The organism is Paenibacillus sp. P4_A7, assembly GCF_056402455.1.
On the sequence record NZ_JBFUHJ010000025.1, the window covers coordinates 22,071 to 38,942 of the forward strand.

Sequence of the window (16,872 nt, forward strand, 5' to 3'; positions counted from 1 at the left end):
CAATTAAGTGGAGGTAGTCAAGATGAATATAGAAGACCTACGCGGAAAGACGGTCGTCGTAACCGGGGCGGGTAGCGGAGTGGGACAGACGCTCGCCGTAATGTTAGCAGAGATTGGATCGAATGTAGCGATGGTCGATATCCGGATGGCATCGCTTCAGCAAACGCTGAGTCTGATGAAGAAAGCAGACAGCCATTTGCTCGTGCCAACCGATATTTCCCGTGAGGAGGAAGTGAAGCATTTTTTCGAGACGGTGAGCAGCCGATATGGCGGTCTTGACGTATTGGTCAACTGCGCCGGCATTTGGGATGAGGGTGGTATCGAGGACATTGTCGGCAGTCGGCTTGATCGGATGCTGGATATCAATTTGAAGGGCAGCTTCTACATGTGCCGCGAAGCATTCGGATTAATGCGCGAACGATCCGTTGGCGGGGCGATCGTGAATATCGCGTCGACGGCAGGAGAATACGGTAGTATTCGTCCGGCGGCACATTACGCGGCAGCCAAGGGTGGAATTATTGCGATGAGCAAATCACTTGCCCGGGAAGGCGCGAAGGATCGCATCCGGGTAAATGTCGTCTCTCCTGGACCGCTCGATACGCCGATGACTAATCTCGAGAGCGAGGAGCAGCGACATTTGGTCGGCGAGCGCACGTTGCTTGGTCGGGTCGGTTTACCGGAGGATATTTGTCAAGGTGTTCTGTTTCTGGCTTCTTCCATATCGTCCTGGATTACGGGTGAAGTGCTTCGAGTCAACGGTGGCAGTCTTATATAAATGAACCAAAAATACGATATTTGGGAKGAACTAAGTATGCAGTCCAAGATCAGTATTCCCAAAATGGGGATGTCTACGGTCGAAGTGGATGTGGTCAGCTTGTATGTCAAGGTAGGTGACAGGGTAAAGCCTGGCGATCTGATAGCAGACGTTGAGTCGGAAAAGGCTGTTCTATCGATCGAGTCGGAGGTCGAAGGCATAGTCACCGAGATGTTAGTTGAAATGAATGATACCATCGATGTCGGTACTGTCATATGTATTGTGGACACCGATTAAATGAAGTGGAGGAAACAGGCATGGAACGGATGAATAAGCGGCTATACCGCGTCGTTCTGACGGATGCGGATTATTTTCCTCTGGATGAAACGCACTTAGAGACGCTGAGCCAAGCCCAAATCGAGGTCATAGGTACGCCTTATGGCCTTCCTGAGGACGAGCTTTCAGAGCAATGCAAGGATGCGGATGCATTACTTGTTTTCGCCGCTAAAATTACTGCGAAGGTGATCGAGAAGGCGGAGAAGTTGTCCATTATAGCCAGGTGCGGTACCGGCTACGACAATATTGATATCCAGTTTGCTGCATCGAGAAATATTACTGTTACTAGTGTTCCGGATTTCTGTTCAGAGGAAGTATCGGATCATACGCTGGCCCTCATGCTGGATTGCTGGCGCAAGCTGTCGTTCAGTAGACTCCGTGTGATGGAAGGTCATTGGGATAATTACCGCAAGCTAGGTACGATGTATCGAATCCAGAATCAGAAGGTAGGGCTTCTAGGCTTCGGACGCATTGCGCAAAAGGTGGCCCGTAAACTGAGTGGTTTTGGCGTCGAGATAGCGGCTTACGACCCTTATACGCCATCATCCATCATGGAAACAATGGGCGTGAAGCCTATGGAGATGGATGAAGTACTGAGCAGGTCGGACGTCGTCTCTATTCACATGCCGTTATTGACTGATACCGGACATATCATGAACCGGAACACTTTCGAGAAGATGAAAGACGGGGCGATCTTCATCAACACAAGCCGTGGCCCATTGGTAAACGAGGACGATTTGTTTTGGGCGCTGAACAGCGGAAAGCTGTCCGCTGCCAGTCTCGACGTACTGGAGAAAGAGCCTCCTGCTCCGGACCATCCACTCATACGGCTGCCACAGGTGACAATGACACCCCATTCCGCAGCGTACTCGGACGAGGCGATCAGCGATGTAAAATCACAGGCGATCAATGAGGTCGTCCGCAAGCTTCAGAGGCTCCTTCCGCTGCATCCGGTGATAGCGCCATCGAGAAGTTAGAGCCGATTAATGCTAGTTTAGCAGCGCTAATCCGATAGCCATAAAAATGATCAACACAAGAAAGCAAGGTGAATAGGAAAATGACTACACAATCACAATGGAGCAGGGAATTTACTATGGCGCTGTATGCGGGCATGCTGAGGATACGCAAATTTGAAGAAAGAGTGATCCGATTAGTCAACGATAATGAAATTGCCGGCGTGACACATGAATACATCGGGCAGGAAGCGGTAGCCGTCGGTGTTTGCGCAGCTCTTCGAACGGAGGATGTCATTACGTCAACCCACCGTGGGCACGGACATATTATCGCCAAAGGCGGAAAGGCGAGCCGTATGATGGCGGAATTGTTCGGTCGATCGGACGGTTATAACCGCGGTCGTGGCGGTTCGATGCACATCGCCGACGTGTCGCTGGGCATATACGGGGCGAACGGAATGGTCGCGGGGGGTTCGCCGATTGCGATGGGGGCTGCGTGGGCAAGCAAGGTACGTGGTACGGGAGACGTTGCCGTTAGTTTTTTTGGTGACGGAGCGATGAATCAGGGAGTTCTGCACGAGACGATGAATATGGCTGCGTTATGGAAGTTGCCTATGTTGTTTGTATGCGAGAATAATGGCTACGCGGTTACATTCGGCTCGGAGGAGGCTAGCGCGAATCCGCGATTTGCGGAGAGAATGTCTGCCTATTCGATGCCGGGCATCCTCGTGGACGGCATGGATGTGCGCGCAGTCTATGAAGCTGCGGCAACTGCCGTGGAACGGGCGCGAGCAGGAGAAGGACCGACGTTCTTGGAGTGCCGGACATACCGGTTCATGGGTCATCATACTGCAGAAGCGACGATGAACCTGAGCTACCGTGCCAAGGAAGAGATCGAGCAATGGCGGGCAAAGGATCCGATTCCTGGATTGGGCGCTTTTTTACAGCAGGAACTAGGCATTAGCAAGGATGAACTGGACGTAGTTGCCAAAGAAATCGTGGACGAGGTGGAAGCTGCGATCGAATACGCTCGCCAAAGCCCGAACCCAGCTCCAGATGAAGCGCTTGACGGGATGTACGCGACACCGTATGAGCAAATACCTGCAAAAGGATGGGTGTCCGCCCTATGAGAGAGCTTCGTTATTTACATGCCTTTAAGGAAGCCATTTTTCAAGAGATGCAGCGGGACGAATTGGTGTTCGTTATTGGCGAGGATGTCAAACATTCGTTGCGAGGAGCGACCAAGGATCTGATCAAGCATTTCGGTGAAAACCGCGTTGTCGATATGCCTATTTCGGAGCAAGCTTTTACAGGAATGGCGACGGGAGCTGCGATGTCGGGGTTGCGACCGATAGTGGAATACCAGATTAGTGCGTTGATCTACGTAGCTTTCGATCAATTGATCAATCAAGCGCAGAAGCTTCCGTATATGATGGGCGGTCAAGGTTCAGTGCCAGTCGTATATACAGTCGTAGGCTCCGGAGCACGAAATGGGCTTGCGGGACAGCATTCGGATCATCCGTATCCATTTCTGGTACACGCGGGTATGAAAACGGTCATACCGTCTACGCCGTATGATGCAAAGGGACTGATGATCAGCGCGATTCGCGACAATGACCCGGTCATGATGTTTACTCCGGCTAAGGTACTTGCGATGAAGGGGCCTGTCCCTGAGGAAGCTTATGCGATTCCATTCGGGCAAGCGGAAATCAAGCGGAAAGGCGAACATGTAACGGTGGCAGCGGTGGGCCATCTTGTTCATGATGCGCTTAAAGCGGCTGACGAGTTGGCGTCGGAAGGCATCTCGATCGAAGTGTTCGATCCGCGGACGTTGCTTCCCTTCGATAAAGCTACGCTCTTGGAGTCCGTTGCGAAGACGGGCCGCTTGGTAGTCATTGACGATTCAAATCGGTCTTGCGGCTTTGCTGCGGAGGTAGCCGCTATCGTGGCTGAAGAAGGTTTTGCATATTTAAAAGCACCGATTAAGCGAGTCACTCGGGCGGATGTGCCGGTTCCATTCAACTTAGGTATGGAGAATTATGTCATTCCCACGAAGGAAGATCTGCTCCGGGCTATCAGGGAATTGATGCAAGGTGGAGGATAAGATGAATGAGCCAGCTGAATTGCGATTGGGCAAGGCACTCCCCCTTAAAGGCATTCGCAAAATGATCGCCACGCGGTTGGGCGCAGTGTGGCGCGAGGCGGTTCACGTTACGCTTCACCGGGAGCTTGATGTGACCGCGGTATATGAAGCGAAAGAGCGTGGCAAGCTTGCCCACTCCGTCATTGATTATCTTCTATTTGGTCTTGTCCGGACATTGAAGGAGGAAAGCTTCGCTTCGTTCAATGGTCATTTCGATGGACAAACGCTTCAACAATTCGATTCGGTGCACCTCGGTATTGCGGTCGACCATCCGAAAGGGCTGGTCGTACCCAATTTGTTCGACGCGGACCTGCTTGTTCAGACTGAATTTGCGGAACGGCGCAAAGCGCTTGGGTCACGGGCCAAGGCGTGGAAGCAAGCGCCTTACGAGATGGAGAACGGGACGTTCACCGTCACCAATCTGGGCCCGCTCGGAATCGATTATTTCACCCCTATTCTGAATCCACCGCAGACGGCAATCGTTGGACTCGGGAGGTTGAAGGTGGCAGAGGTAAGTCGTGGTTGGGAGCAGCAGCTTGTTAAGAAGGCATTTCTTCCTGTCAGTCTAACGATTGATCACCGTGTGCTGGACGGAGCCGATGCAGCTCGATTCCTTGTGCGTTGGGAAGAGTTGATCGCGGGACTCGCAGCAATTGGCTGAGTTCCCCGCCAATGCTCATCTAAACATAATACGATATCGTTTGAATAAGAGGCTTTCCCCTAAAGTCATGTTTGATAAAGACCGTCCGGGAAAGCCTCGTTTTGCATAGGCCCTCTTACAGTTGACGTGTGTTAATATAAAAATATACTAGGATTCGAAATATTAGTGATAGAAAAATTCAGTCCTTGAAAAGAAGGTCTAGGTGATGTAGAACAATGAGAGATTTTAATAGATTCAAATCATCAACGACAACGAGAAGCGTTCGTCCTTTGGTCATTGGGAGCTTGATACCGTAGTGTCCAGCCGAGGGAAGAGCCGAGCTTGTGCAGCGACCTTCATAGAACGCAAAACGCGCTTGTACCTGGATTTGAAGATGAAGGATTGTACAGTGCACTCTATGGAAATGTTCTTCTTCCATGATTCTTCCTTAAGGGTCACGACTTCACCGAAGTCTCCGACAAAGGACTCGCTGAAGCAGTACGCCTCATCAACCATCGGCCTCGAAGTGTTTAGGCTTGGAGTCTGCTCACGAATCTTTCATGGACGAACTGTCACACTTAGCGTGACAATCCGTCTTAGCAAAAAAGAACATTTTATTTATCATCAGTAACTTTCACATTTTTTTGATTATTAAACGTAAAAAATATAGCAGTTCAGAACCCGAAAAAAGTTCTAAACTGCCATTGTTTGATATAAATTGCTTTTATTTAAGAGATCATACCAGGGTCAATACTTAAAATCGACTTTCTAGAGTAAGCTCATTTCTAATAAGCTCAATTAACACCTCTTCATCGATCATATTCGACCAATACATTTTCAGGAAATCACGGACGGTTCGAAAGCCATGGATGGATAAATTCAAATCCTGATGTTTTCTCATCGTTCCGAGGTTCTCGCGGAAGAGACCGAAAGGACGGGCGATTTAAGGTATCCTCTGAAATAACCGATTCTGCAATGGATTTATTACTTGGTATACTCAAGGTTTGTTGTGTAATAAGCAGCTGTACTTTTTCTGAGGACAAGTGTTGAACGAATAATTTTGCCGCTTCTTTTTCTTTGGAATATTTATTAACGGCCATTCCGATCATGACCGTAAGAGTTTTGGGATCTTCCATAAATGGGATGGGTGAAATATCATAACGCAAATCCGTATGCTTGTATTCGTTGATAGACATATAGTTAGTTAACATCATCGAGATTTTACCTTGTGCAATTCTATAATAAAAATATAATGAAGAAGTAAAGTAGATATACAGTTGTTAATCTGATAGTATTATTTATTTTATTATTTGATAAAGTAGATATACATCAAAAATACTTTGAGGAGAATACAGAATGAAGGCTCTTCGTATTGGTTTGGTAGATTTGGATACCTCACATCCGGCAGGGTGGGTGCCGATTATCCGTTCAATGGGGCATGAGGTCGTCGGGGTATACGATGGAGGCACGGTTTATCCATCTGGTTATGCCGAGCAGTTTGCGCTTGAACATACAATTGCATATGTGTTTACCAGCTTGAAGGCTATGGCTGCTGATGTCGATTTGGCGATTATCCATAGCTGCAATTGGGATCTGCATATTGAACGGGCCCGTCCTTTTGTACTTGCAGGTAAAGCACTGCTGTTTGACAAGCCGATGGCGGGTAATCTGCGTGATCTGCAGCAAATCGTTGAGTGGAGCAAGAGCGGAGTGAGAATGACTGGCGGATCAGCGCTGAGATTTTGTTATGAAGCACAAGCATGGAGGGAAAGCCATGATGCAAAGCTTGATTGGGTATATGCTTATGCGGGCTGCGCGGTAGATGAATTCAACTATGGTATTCATGCTTACTCTCTGCTGCGAGCTGTTGGCTTCACTGAGAAGCACCTGCTTGAATTTTAAAACCTTCCTGCCGATGTATCTCAAATATGCGCTTAATCCCACTTATCCATCGGACTATGCCTATCGCTATTTGCAAGAAGCAAGTATCGGCTCGAATGAGCTTACATCAATGGATGCTCACAACAAAGGCAATATTGAGCGATACCAGCAAAATATTTACGCTATGGAGAAGCTGATTCGAATTCAGGAGGATTTGGAAACACTCAAACTCCATGAGGCATTGAATCGAGAATCCGGTGAACGTTTCATACCTGCAGAAGTACAGGGCATGAAAATCGGAGAAAGTGTGCTGATTACGGCACCGGCGGAGCTGCTTGTGCAGATCGGCTTGAATCTCAAAAAGGCTTCTCCCTACGAGAATACGTTAATCGCGGCCTTTTCAAACGGGTATATGCATTATGCACCGCCAGTTGACCACTACAGCAAGTGTGGTTATGAGGTTACGGAGTGTTTACTTGCCCCGGAATGGCAGGAAATGTATGAGAATAAGGCCAACGATATCATTCGCAGGCTGTAAGGGAATCATACAATGGATAAACAATGGGAAGCAACTTGGATTATGGACCGCAGTTTCGAAGGCTTGGCACCTCTAAATCTGTATCATAAGGAGCTGGAGACGGGAAGTGTCCAGCTCCATCGGAATGACTTGAACAATCATCATATGTTTGCTCGTAAACAATTTATCCTGGAAGGCTGCCCCTCGGCAGCCTATCTGGACATAACCGGCGATGACTACTATAAAGTCTATATCAATGGGCGTTTCGTCGGTCAAGGTCCAGCACAGGGCAATCATTTTCATTATTATTATAATCAATTTGAGATTAGCAAATTTTTAAAGTCAGGTCCCAATGCAATTGCAGTACATGTATATTATCATGGTCTCATTTGTCATTCTTATTTTAGTGGGGATTATCGACAAGGCCTTATTGCTGAGCTGATCATAGACGACCAAATCAAGCTAAAAACAGATCATACATGGAAGTATCTAATAACGGAGGAGTACGGCAAGGGACATGTGATTGCTTATGACACCCAGTTTGCGGAGAATATTGACAGTCGCATGCAAGCCTATGGGTGGAGGGAAGTCGGATTTGATGATTCAGCATGGAGCTATGCAGCTGAGTACATGCAGGATAATCATCAGTTATATCTTCAGCCAACACCATCACTATCTGTTTATGAAATACCGCCAATCCAGGTAACTACGCTGGCTGGTGCAGGTTTTCTAATTGACTTTGGTCATGAAATTACGGGCCAGTTCTGTATGAAAGCAAAAGGCGAAAGTGGCCAAATCGTCGAAATTCGCTGTGGTGAGGAACTGTCTGATGGGAATCGTGTTCGCTATGATATGAGGTGCAATTGCCTTTACCAGGACTACTGGACACTTTCGGGTCGCGACGATGATGTACTGGAGCTATTCGACTATAAAGCTTTCCGTTATGTTGAGGTGTTTGCTGATCCTAATGTAGCTTTGGATACGGGAAGCTTCTCTGCAATCGTTCGGCATTATCCGTTCGACGAGAAGTCTTGTCTCTTTGAATCCTCGAATCCATTGTTGAACGCAATATGGTCCATGTGCAGCAAAACTATTCAATATGGCGCACAGGAAAATTATGTGGATTGTCCATCGCGGGAGAAGGGCCAGTATCTTGGCGATAATACAGTGATTACACATGCCCATGCGTACCTGGCGGGTGATCTGAGGCTTTTTCGTAAGTCGCTTCTGGATTTTGCTATCCTCTCAACCCGAGTTTGCCCGGGTATCATGGCAGTAACTTCCGGAAGTTATATGCAGGAAATTGCTGATTTTTCGTTTCAGTGGCCGCTTCAGTTGATGCAATATTACAAACAAAGCGGTGATCTAGACTTCCTCAAGGACATGTACCCGATAGCCGAGAATATGCTGGCTCATTTTGCCCGATACCGCCGGGAGGATGGTTTGCTGGCGAAGGTTTCCGACAAATGGAATTTGGTCGACTGGCCTGAAGCCATGCGTGACGGCTATGATTTTAAGCTGGATTACCCGATTGGCGACGGCTGCCATAATGTGATTAACGCCTTCTATTATGGAGCTATGACATGTGTGTCTGACATCGAGAAAATCGTAAACGGTTTTATAGCAGAAACGACCTTAGAGAGGCTGGCACGAACAAAGGCTGGGTATTACAAAGCTTTTTTTAATGAAACGAAGATGCTTTTTGTAGATGCAGAAGGTTCAGCACATGTTTCCCTGCATAGCAATGCGCTCCCGCTATTATTCAATCTGGTACCAACGGAAGCGGTACAAGCCGTAGTGGATTTTCTGCGCCAGAAAAGGTTGAGCTGCGGCGTGTATATGGCATACTTTGTCCTGAAGGCACTTGCGAAGGCTGACGAACATGCATTGGTATATGAGCTTATCACATCAGATGACCTTCATTCGTGGGCTAACATGCTGAAGGAAGGGGCCACGACCTGCTTCGAAGTATGGTCCAAGGACTTGAAACCGAATGCCAGCCTTTGTCACCCATGGGCAAGTGCGCCTATATCCGTGCTAATTGAAGACATTATCGGATTAAAGCCTGCCGTGCCTGGATGGAAGGAAGTAGAATTTTCTCCACACCTGCCCGATTCACTGTTAAACATCAAGTTGAGGTTTCGGACACCCGCGGGAGACATTTTGTTTGAATATAAGGACGGGCAACGAAAGTTAACAGTTCCCGAAGGTGTGACCATTGTAGAACCTATCATAAATACAAGATGAGCATAAATCGGATGCTTTCATAGAGTGTGAAATTTTCGAATAGAATTGGAGAATCAATGAGATGGTTGGTAAAATAAATTTTCTGTATTCGTTTGGAACGCCTCATCGTCTGACTGTAGCAAGACCTGATTGTAGTGACCAAACGATATTGGATGTTGACAGCAATGGCTTTAGCATGAAGTGGACGTATGAAAGCATGCAGCCTATTGGTACTTTCGCAGTGCCGACAGTTCCGTGGTCTGTGCGGCTTGAGCCGAAGGTGGAAGGGACAGCATTTCCTGCAGGGGGGTGGAAACGTTTAAACGGCTCACTGCCTATACTTGAGAATACGTATAATGATGCACGAGGACGATTCACACTTACAGCAGTTGGTGCCCAAACCGCTGCGGTCGTGAAGGTTCGAATAGAGAATACGGGGGAAAGAACGAGAGACTTCTCATTAAATTGCCAGCTAAACGGCTGGGCAGGAGTGAGCCCGGCTTGGGGTGACCCGAATAAACCAGCTCATGTCCTTGTAGCTGGAGCAAGAGATCGAGCAGACCGCATTCTGGCATTCGGGATAGGTGCAGATACTTGTCAAATCAGTATGCATCATTTCGAAATGTGCTGGAAGCTTGAACCAGGTGAGACCAGAGAAGCTTATGTTGTTCGACCTTATCAAGCTTATTTAAAGGAATTGAATCATTGGATGGTTCACGACTGGGAGAAGGAAATGGACGAGGCTACGCGAGAGTGGACGACCTTGATTGATTCAGCGAGTAAGCTGCATGTACCCGATACGGAGCTTTTGGACGTTTTCAATGCTTGTCTGGCGGACTTATTTATCATGCGCGAGCCTTTTGCAGAGGGTTATATTGCTTCCGTATGCGGGACGGAGGTTTATCGCAATACCAATCCATTTGAACCTTCCCAGGTTCCCATCGCTTTGGATCAGCTGGGCTTTCATGATAAAGCGGAGGAAGGTATTCGATTCTTCATTGATCAGCAGGAGCCTAACGGGGAGTGGACGGGGGCTCAGGGCTGGACTTTTTCCATGTGGGCTGGCGCAGGCTTTAAGTCGCGGGTGATCATGGAGCATTACAAGCTGACAGGGGATCAAGCTTATCTTGAAGCAGCTTATCCTCACATGCTTGCCAGCTCTCGGTGGCTGGAAACGATGCGTGCGGGCACGCGTCAGCTTGTTGATGGTAAACGTCCGATAACCTACGGTTTAATGCCGCGTGGAATGGGCGATTGCGGACTTCTTGATGATGGTGATCATTACGGTGTTTTCTATCCGCATAATGTATGGGTGGTTTATGCGGACAAGCTGACATTGGAGGCTGCAGAGATCCTTGGTCAAATAGAGCATGTAGATGAGCTGCGGCATATCTATGAAACGGGGCGTAATGATCTGCTGGCATCTTTGGAGCAGGGCGCGATCCAGACCGAGCTCGGCTATCGCTGGATTCCTGGCGTGCCGAATAAAACCTGCGGCAGCCGGTGGGGTGCCTTGCATGCGATGTTCCCTTCAGGGTTATTGTCTAAGGATCATGATTTGATTAATGGCACAATTAGATTTATGGAAGATCAGCTCAGCCTCGGAGGATTGCCAATCGATACAGGTTGGCTAATAGGCGGAATGTGGGTATCGGCAGCATTGGACGATCTGGCGAATGCTCATCTGATTCGAGGCAATGGGGATTTGGCTATCGAGTACTTATATGCGGCAATCAATCATGGAACGCCATTGGTGACATGGTKCGAAGAGCGTGGGCAAGAGCCTGGCACACAGGTATGTACAGGGGATCGACAGCATCTCTGGACACCTGTTGCGGTTGTTCGTGTACTTAGGAATTGTCTCATTATGGAGAATGGCAATGGGCTGCAGCTAGCTATGGGTACTTCAAGACACTGGCTGATTAGCGGCGAAGTCGTTGGCATTACCCATGCCAAAACCCATTTTGGCGAGATCAGCTATCAATTAAAGTATGATCAGCAAAGTGGTGTAATAAAAGGCCATGTGACGATAATTGAAGGCAAGCAGAAGCGGCCGGAGTGGATCGAGATGCAAATAAGATTACCCTACAATTATCGAATTGATATAGTAAAGTCGCTTGGATCTTCTTGGGAGAACGAAACGATCAGATGGGAAGTTCCGAGGGAAACGGTTGCTGTGGAGATTGTAATTAAGCGAATGGAATAGTCTTAAGGAGTCAAAGATACCGGCTTCGCTCCTCAAGCTCATATAACAAGAGCAGAGGATATAACCGTTTGCTTCTCTCCAAAATCGAAGAATTATGATAGAGTGTTGATGGCGATTGACTTGCTTCGCTGACAAAGTAATGGAAGAAGTTAATAAACAAGCTGAAGAATTTGTTAAGGCACATACTCTTAACTAGTTGCATTTGATCTAATATAGAAGCTGTCCCAATAATTTGGAACAGCTTCTACCTACAGTCGGTATTAGAAGGGGATTTTACAATGACAACTGTTGAAACTAAAGTTAATAAAAGGGTAATAGATTCACGTGTACGCGAATTTATTACACCAACTCGTATTGTGTGGAAGTCAGAGGACGATCTATCTGCGGTGGAAAATGCGGAGGTGCTGCTGGCATCTAGGGATGGTCAAGCTACACTTGCTGCGGAAAATGCCTGCATTCTAAGTAATAACGGCGCATCTGCCGGAATTTTGCTTGATTATGGTCTTGAACTTCATGGAGGTGTGCAAATTACTGCATGGATTGCTGGGGGGGAGAAGAAAAGAGTTAATCTTCGTGTTCGTTTTGGAGAATCTGTAATGGAAGCTATGAGTGAGATTGGTGGGGAACTAAATGCTACTAATGATCATGCCATTCGTGATCAGATAATCGAGGTCAGCTTTCTGGGTGCCACGGAGATTGGAAATACAGGCTTTAGATTTGTGCGAATAGATTTAATGGATGAGAATAGCTTTATTGAGCTAAAAAGTGTAAGAGCTGTTGAAAAAGAGCAGTATATAATGTGACACAACACATCATAAATGTCGGAGGACAAGAACATGCAACCTTACTGATCCACGCGYWGCGTGGTTTTTTTATWTTATGGATATATGTTCTTGTCCTTYKYCGAGGACAAGAACATAYATCCATTGCCGATTTAGGACAAGAACTTGTATCCATTGCYACAGATGCAATTAAATCGGGCAAAAGTAATTCGTTATTAAATGAACTGTTTCAGTACCGTTGKTAAATTCAGTGAGAGTTAACCCTGAAATATGTAAGAAGTGATTMAGCTAACGGGACACTGTAGTTCAGTTATGAAAGGGCTGCCGAGAGGTAGACGTTTGTTCAACTAACGGGCAGTTTAGCGTAATCTACTGGTTGTAAGTCCATTTTATGGTATTATTTGTAATGAAGGAGGGATTCTGATGAAACAAGGAATGTTCGTTGCATTAGTAATAATGACCGTTATGTTAACTATTGTTGGTTGTAGTAGTAAAAGTCCATTTGGAGAAGATTTAGAGAATAAGAATGAAGTGTTAGTGAAGGGTGAAAAGTTCGAGCAGAAATTAACCGATGTAGATGAAATATCCAGATTGGTAGATGTATTGAACAAAAGCAAAGCAATCGACCCCCCTGAAAAAGCAAAGGGTATAAAACCTGAGGTAGCAAAAGAAATAGTATTACTAAACTTTCCAAAAGCAGCGTTTTTCTATATAGGAGATGGCTACTTGTATTACGGAAATAATGGACAATTCTATTCAGTTTCAAAAGATATTGAAAAGTATACTAAAGAGCAGTAATAATCGTTGATTACGCTAACGGGGAACTTTAGTTGAATGAATCAAGGAGCAGTTTGCCGTGGCAGCTGTTCCTTGTTTTTATTAAGTTAACGAGCAGGATAGTTAAATGATTTGACGAATATACATTTAAAGGAAATTGTTGACATGTCAAAAAGCGAGTGGGATCAAGTGAATTCCAACCTCAATTCCCGCCACCGGCTCCTCCAGAAAATTATGGGATGGCTACATGATTTCTCACCCCCTCGGGATGTCGATGGTTGAAAGTCTAAGAACGAGTGAGACAACAGGAGAAAACTTTACATTATTAGTGGGAGGTGTAAGATTATTAAAAGAAAGATTTTGACAGCCTTCATGGTTATTATCCTCGCGGCGTCCCTCTTTCCTCGGCAAATTAGTTTTGGCAAGGAAAACGAAAATTTTAAAGTCATGGGATACTTTACCGAATCTTTCTATTTGAATGATCCAATCGATGAAGCTGTTCAATTTGACGGACTGACTCACCTGATATATGGGTTTTTGAAGCCCGCTTCTGACGGCTCTCTTTATCCGATCGGCCAGCCCGAAAGATTAAAGGAACTGGTTAATAAAAGTCATGCGCAAGGAGTCAATGTTATCATCGCTGTCGGAGGGGTGTTCTACGGGAACGAACCGCTGTCAGGCCATTTTGAAGCTCTTGCCGGCAATGACGAAACCATTCGGCGGTTTGTCCGGGAAGTGCGGGATTTCGTCGAGACCTACAACCTGGATGGCGTGGAGATCGACTGGGAATACCCCGACGCCGAATCTTCGGCGGAGTATGAACGTCTCATATTGGCGCTGAAAGAAGTTTTGTCCCCCATGGGCAAAACCTTGAGCGCGGCCGTGGCAGCAGCCGGCTCGGCAAATACGAAAGCCGAATCGGTACAATCCGTGACGGATATAGCCCTTGAGAACTTGAACTGGATAAATATTATGGCTTACGATTTGGCGGGAGGGCAGCACAGTCCCTATTGGTTGGCGGATGTATCCATTCAGTACTGGAAGAAAAGGGGAGCTTCCGAGGACCAGATCGTTGTTGGCATACCCTTGTATGCCAGACCAAGCTGGAAGCAATACAGGCATTTGGTGGCTTTGGATAGAGCAAATGCTTATCTCGATTTTGTGTCCGGCGATAAATTGGACTCCTATTATAACGGTCTCAACACCATCCGCCAGAAAACCAGGCTCGCACTGAATAAAGGCGGCGGCATCATGTTTTTCGACATACAGGAAGACACCCGGGATGAAACCAGCGGGCTGAAAGCTGCATTGGATATGATACAAAGGTACGAACAATATAATCTCGACGATTATTTTATTGTGGTGGACAATCGAGAGTTGCTGTACGTACCGGAAGAGAAATTGGGAATGCCTTATAAGGACGGTCAGAATCGCATTCAAATCCCGGTAAGGAAAGCACTGGAAACCATTGGAGCAAAGATCGATTACGATCACGCCTCTCGTACGGTCACTGCAATTCGTGAAGATACAACGGTTAAGATCCATATCGGTAGTGAAATACTAGAAGTAAACGGTAATAAAATGGCCATGGACACCAAAGCCGCGGTACAAGACGGGCTTACCTATTTACCCTTGCGCTGGGTATATGAAAGCTTCGGCTACAAGGTGTCCTGGTACGAAAGCAGCAAAACCATTCTGGTGAGTAAAAACTAGTGGAAGCAGCAAAATAACGGCTCGGCGCCGCAGAACTTTCGGGACTGACTTTTTTGAAGGGTGAAAAGACCAGAGATCGCAACGGATCAGGGGGAGACAAAAGCCATCGAGAAGTCGCAAGCCAACTGCTTGACAACGGGGCACCTTTGGATTTTATTCAAGGAATGCTTGGGCATGAAAAAGCATCAACCACTCAAATCTATGCTCAACTACGAGGATAGCGGCGGCGAGAACTCTATCGTCGTTTCTTATAGAAATATCATGTAGTTTGCTCTTTGAAAGTTGAAACTAACCGGACTAACCATCATTCAGACTCGAACAAGAATGATGGTTTTTTTGGTTTGTTTAATGAATKATGATGGAAGAGTGGGGAATGTTATCATGTGTTCTTGTCATTTATGTTATCAAGTTCTTGTCAGAGCATGGTTGTCGGGTGACAAGAACATAGTAACATTGAAAGCCGCATAAATTGCGGCTTTTTTGTTTTATGTTATCAAGTTCTTGTCAAAACGAAATGACAAGAACTTGATAACATTCCCGATGAATGACAAGAACTTTGTAACATTCCCGATATGATCCTCATTTGACCAGCTGCAGACAAGCAGACAAAATGATCAGCGGCAGTTTTTATTGAACTAACGGGCAGAATAGCGGAAAACATTCGAAAAATAGAAAAGATGGTGTAAGTAACCTTTTCCAGAAAATAGCGTTTTTATTATTAACGACTAAAGGAGGTATTTTATTGTTTAAAAACCTAGTATGGATTGTCCCCGTTTTTGGGCTATATGTTATTTATAAAGGATTTGTAGTTTTATTAACACAAGCTCGCGGGGAATCAATATATGAGCTTGGAATGCTCATACCAGCCACTACACCTTCACTCATAACTTACGGTTCTATATTTGTTCTTGCAGGTTTAGCATTAATCTGTGTCCCCTTTTTATTCAGAAAAATTAGATTAAAAAAAACCTCTTCATTCAACTCCCTTGGTACGATATGATTTACTCACGAATGCTCGCTTATTCGCAGGATTTCGCCCGGTTGGATATAGATGAAAGACAAAGAGGGGGACTCCGTAGTAGACTTCGGCAACTTGAAGGCGCACGGGAATAGAGGGGGGGATTTATCCGTCCCACATAATTCCATTTACTGCACGCATTCTCCACGCCGCCCTTGGAGGTTTTCACTCCCATGTCTTAACGGGTCAGTGCCCTCTCATTCCTTCGTCACGCCTATCCAAGGGGTGGAGGCCGGTCTTGCTAACGGTACGGGTCGGTGCCCTTTGGTTCAATGTATCCGGTACTCCGTGCTTTCTTTGAAATCCTGCGAATAAGCCAAAACTCGTACAACGAAACGGTAAGTATAGGTTAAGCCGCTAACTGGATTGGCATCGTTTTAGGAGGATTGTAAGCTTCGCCGCTACGGGCCATTCCAACTAGGATTCTAGCTAATTTACCACACAACTTCAGCCTTGCTCTTCCCACGACTGGAGTCAACGGTGTCGAGTTCCCGGTGTCCAAATGTCTCGCGGGACCGGATTTCCTTAGGCCGCTGTTTAATAGATTTACCCACGAGAAACAGAACTTTAATCTGAAATGTTTGATGTTAGCTGTAAACAGTGTTATTCTAACAACTCAATGGTAAACTCAAAATCCATGCTCTTCAATACATCTAATAATAGTTACAAATTTAGTTATAAAGAAAGGTAACACTATGATAAAAGTCGATAACTTATCCTTCTCATTTCCGCAAAAAGAACTATATAAAAACATTTCATTTACGTTTGAAGAGGCACAACATTGCGCTTTTATAGGAACAAGTGGCAGTGGGAAAAGTACACTGATCGATATACTGATGGATCCAGAAAGATATATGTTCGAAGGAAAGCTAGAGATGGACCCAACTTGCAGAATCGGGTATGTAAGTCAGTTCTCACAACTAGAC

17 protein-coding genes and 2 pseudogenes are annotated in these 16,872 nt (G+C 46.2%); 17 read left to right on the plus strand and 2 right to left on the minus strand.

The annotated features are described in order from the left end of the window. The first annotated feature begins 22 nt into the window (after positions 1–22). The 7 genes and pseudogenes from AC1DWN_RS06295 to AC1DWN_RS06325 all read left to right on the plus strand — a co-directional run. Entirely contained in the window at positions 23–775 is a 753-nt protein-coding gene (locus tag AC1DWN_RS06295; protein ID WP_477558067.1) for an SDR family NAD(P)-dependent oxidoreductase, read from the plus strand. Between the two features lie 36 nt (positions 776–811). Further along, positions 812–1,051 (plus strand): DUF2118 domain-containing protein, encoded by a 240-nt coding sequence (locus AC1DWN_RS06300; protein WP_477558068.1) that lies wholly within the window; start codon positions 812–814, stop codon positions 1,049–1,051. Positions 1,052–1,071: 20 nt separating this feature from the next. Further along, positions 1,072–2,067 (plus strand): C-terminal binding protein, encoded by a 996-nt coding sequence (locus AC1DWN_RS06305; protein ID WP_477558069.1) that lies wholly within the window; start codon positions 1,072–1,074, stop codon positions 2,065–2,067. A gap of 80 nt (positions 2,068–2,147) precedes the next feature. Next, on the plus strand, positions 2,148–3,173 hold the full coding sequence (locus AC1DWN_RS06310) for a thiamine pyrophosphate-dependent dehydrogenase E1 component subunit alpha (protein ID WP_477558070.1): 1,026 nt from the start codon (positions 2,148–2,150) through the stop codon (positions 3,171–3,173). After that, complete coding sequence (locus AC1DWN_RS06315; protein WP_477558071.1) at positions 3,170–4,147, plus strand: alpha-ketoacid dehydrogenase subunit beta; 978 nt, start codon at positions 3,170–3,172, stop codon at positions 4,145–4,147. Before AC1DWN_RS06310 ends, AC1DWN_RS06315 begins: the two co-directional genes overlap by 4 nt. A gap of 1 nt (position 4,148) precedes the next feature. Further along, positions 4,149–4,847 carry a 2-oxo acid dehydrogenase subunit E2 gene (locus tag AC1DWN_RS06320; RefSeq protein WP_477558072.1) on the plus strand — a complete coding sequence of 233 codons (699 nt, stop codon included), beginning with the start codon at positions 4,149–4,151 and terminating at the stop codon, positions 4,845–4,847. Positions 4,848–5,100: 253 nt separating this feature from the next. Beyond that, positions 5,101–5,413 (plus strand): annotated as a pseudogene (locus tag AC1DWN_RS06325) (IS30 family transposase); the annotation flags it as partial. 258 nt (positions 5,414–5,671) lie between these two features. On the opposite strand, the gene AC1DWN_RS06330 reads toward AC1DWN_RS06325, so the two are convergent. After that, positions 5,672–6,040, minus strand: a complete 369-nt coding sequence (locus AC1DWN_RS06330) for a hypothetical protein (protein WP_477558073.1) — start codon at positions 6,038–6,040, stop codon at positions 5,672–5,674. A gap of 142 nt (positions 6,041–6,182) precedes the next feature. On the opposite strand from AC1DWN_RS06330, the gene AC1DWN_RS06335 reads away from it, so the two are divergent. The 9 genes from AC1DWN_RS06335 (at position 6,183) to AC1DWN_RS06375 (ending at position 15,928) form a co-directional block, all read left to right on the plus strand. After that, positions 6,183–6,728, plus strand: a complete 546-nt coding sequence (locus AC1DWN_RS06335; RefSeq protein WP_477558074.1) for a Gfo/Idh/MocA family oxidoreductase — start codon at positions 6,183–6,185, stop codon at positions 6,726–6,728. Continuing rightward, on the plus strand, positions 6,718–7,245 hold the full coding sequence (locus AC1DWN_RS06340) for a hypothetical protein (protein WP_477558075.1): 528 nt from the start codon (positions 6,718–6,720) through the stop codon (positions 7,243–7,245). The genes AC1DWN_RS06335 and AC1DWN_RS06340 overlap by 11 nt, the downstream gene beginning before the upstream one ends. A gap of 12 nt (positions 7,246–7,257) precedes the next feature. Continuing rightward, a complete protein-coding gene (locus AC1DWN_RS06345; RefSeq protein ID WP_477558076.1) occupies positions 7,258–9,471 on the plus strand; it encodes a family 78 glycoside hydrolase catalytic domain in 2,214 nt (737 codons plus the stop codon). 61 nt (positions 9,472–9,532) lie between these two features. Then, the gene (locus AC1DWN_RS06350) at positions 9,533–11,656 is read left to right on the plus strand and encodes a hypothetical protein (protein WP_477558077.1); all 2,124 of its coding nucleotides are present in this window, start codon (positions 9,533–9,535) and stop codon (positions 11,654–11,656) included. 278 nt (positions 11,657–11,934) lie between these two features. Then, entirely contained in the window at positions 11,935–12,459 is a 525-nt protein-coding gene (locus AC1DWN_RS06355) for a hypothetical protein (protein ID WP_477558078.1), read from the plus strand. 402 nt (positions 12,460–12,861) lie between these two features. Beyond that, a complete protein-coding gene (locus AC1DWN_RS06360) occupies positions 12,862–13,236 on the plus strand; it encodes a hypothetical protein (protein WP_477558079.1) in 375 nt (124 codons plus the stop codon). A gap of 339 nt (positions 13,237–13,575) precedes the next feature. After that, entirely contained in the window at positions 13,576–14,928 is a 1,353-nt protein-coding gene (locus AC1DWN_RS06365) for a glycosyl hydrolase family 18 protein (protein ID WP_477558080.1), read from the plus strand. A 146-nt stretch (positions 14,929–15,074) separates the two neighbouring features. Then, a complete protein-coding gene (locus AC1DWN_RS06370) occupies positions 15,075–15,149 on the plus strand; it encodes a hypothetical protein (protein WP_477558084.1) in 75 nt (24 codons plus the stop codon). 521 nt (positions 15,150–15,670) lie between these two features. Then, positions 15,671–15,928 carry a hypothetical protein gene (locus tag AC1DWN_RS06375; protein ID WP_477558081.1) on the plus strand — a complete coding sequence of 86 codons (258 nt, stop codon included), beginning with the start codon at positions 15,671–15,673 and terminating at the stop codon, positions 15,926–15,928. Between the two features lie 470 nt (positions 15,929–16,398). Here AC1DWN_RS06375 and AC1DWN_RS06380 read toward each other — a convergent pair. Continuing rightward, positions 16,399–16,506, minus strand: a pseudogene (locus tag AC1DWN_RS06380) (IS30 family transposase); the annotation flags it as partial. Positions 16,507–16,641: 135 nt separating this feature from the next. Between AC1DWN_RS06380 and AC1DWN_RS06385 the strand changes: the two are divergent. Beyond that, positions 16,642–16,872: ATP-binding cassette domain-containing protein (locus AC1DWN_RS06385; protein WP_477558082.1), on the plus strand; the 231-nt coding region annotated here is incomplete at its 3' end.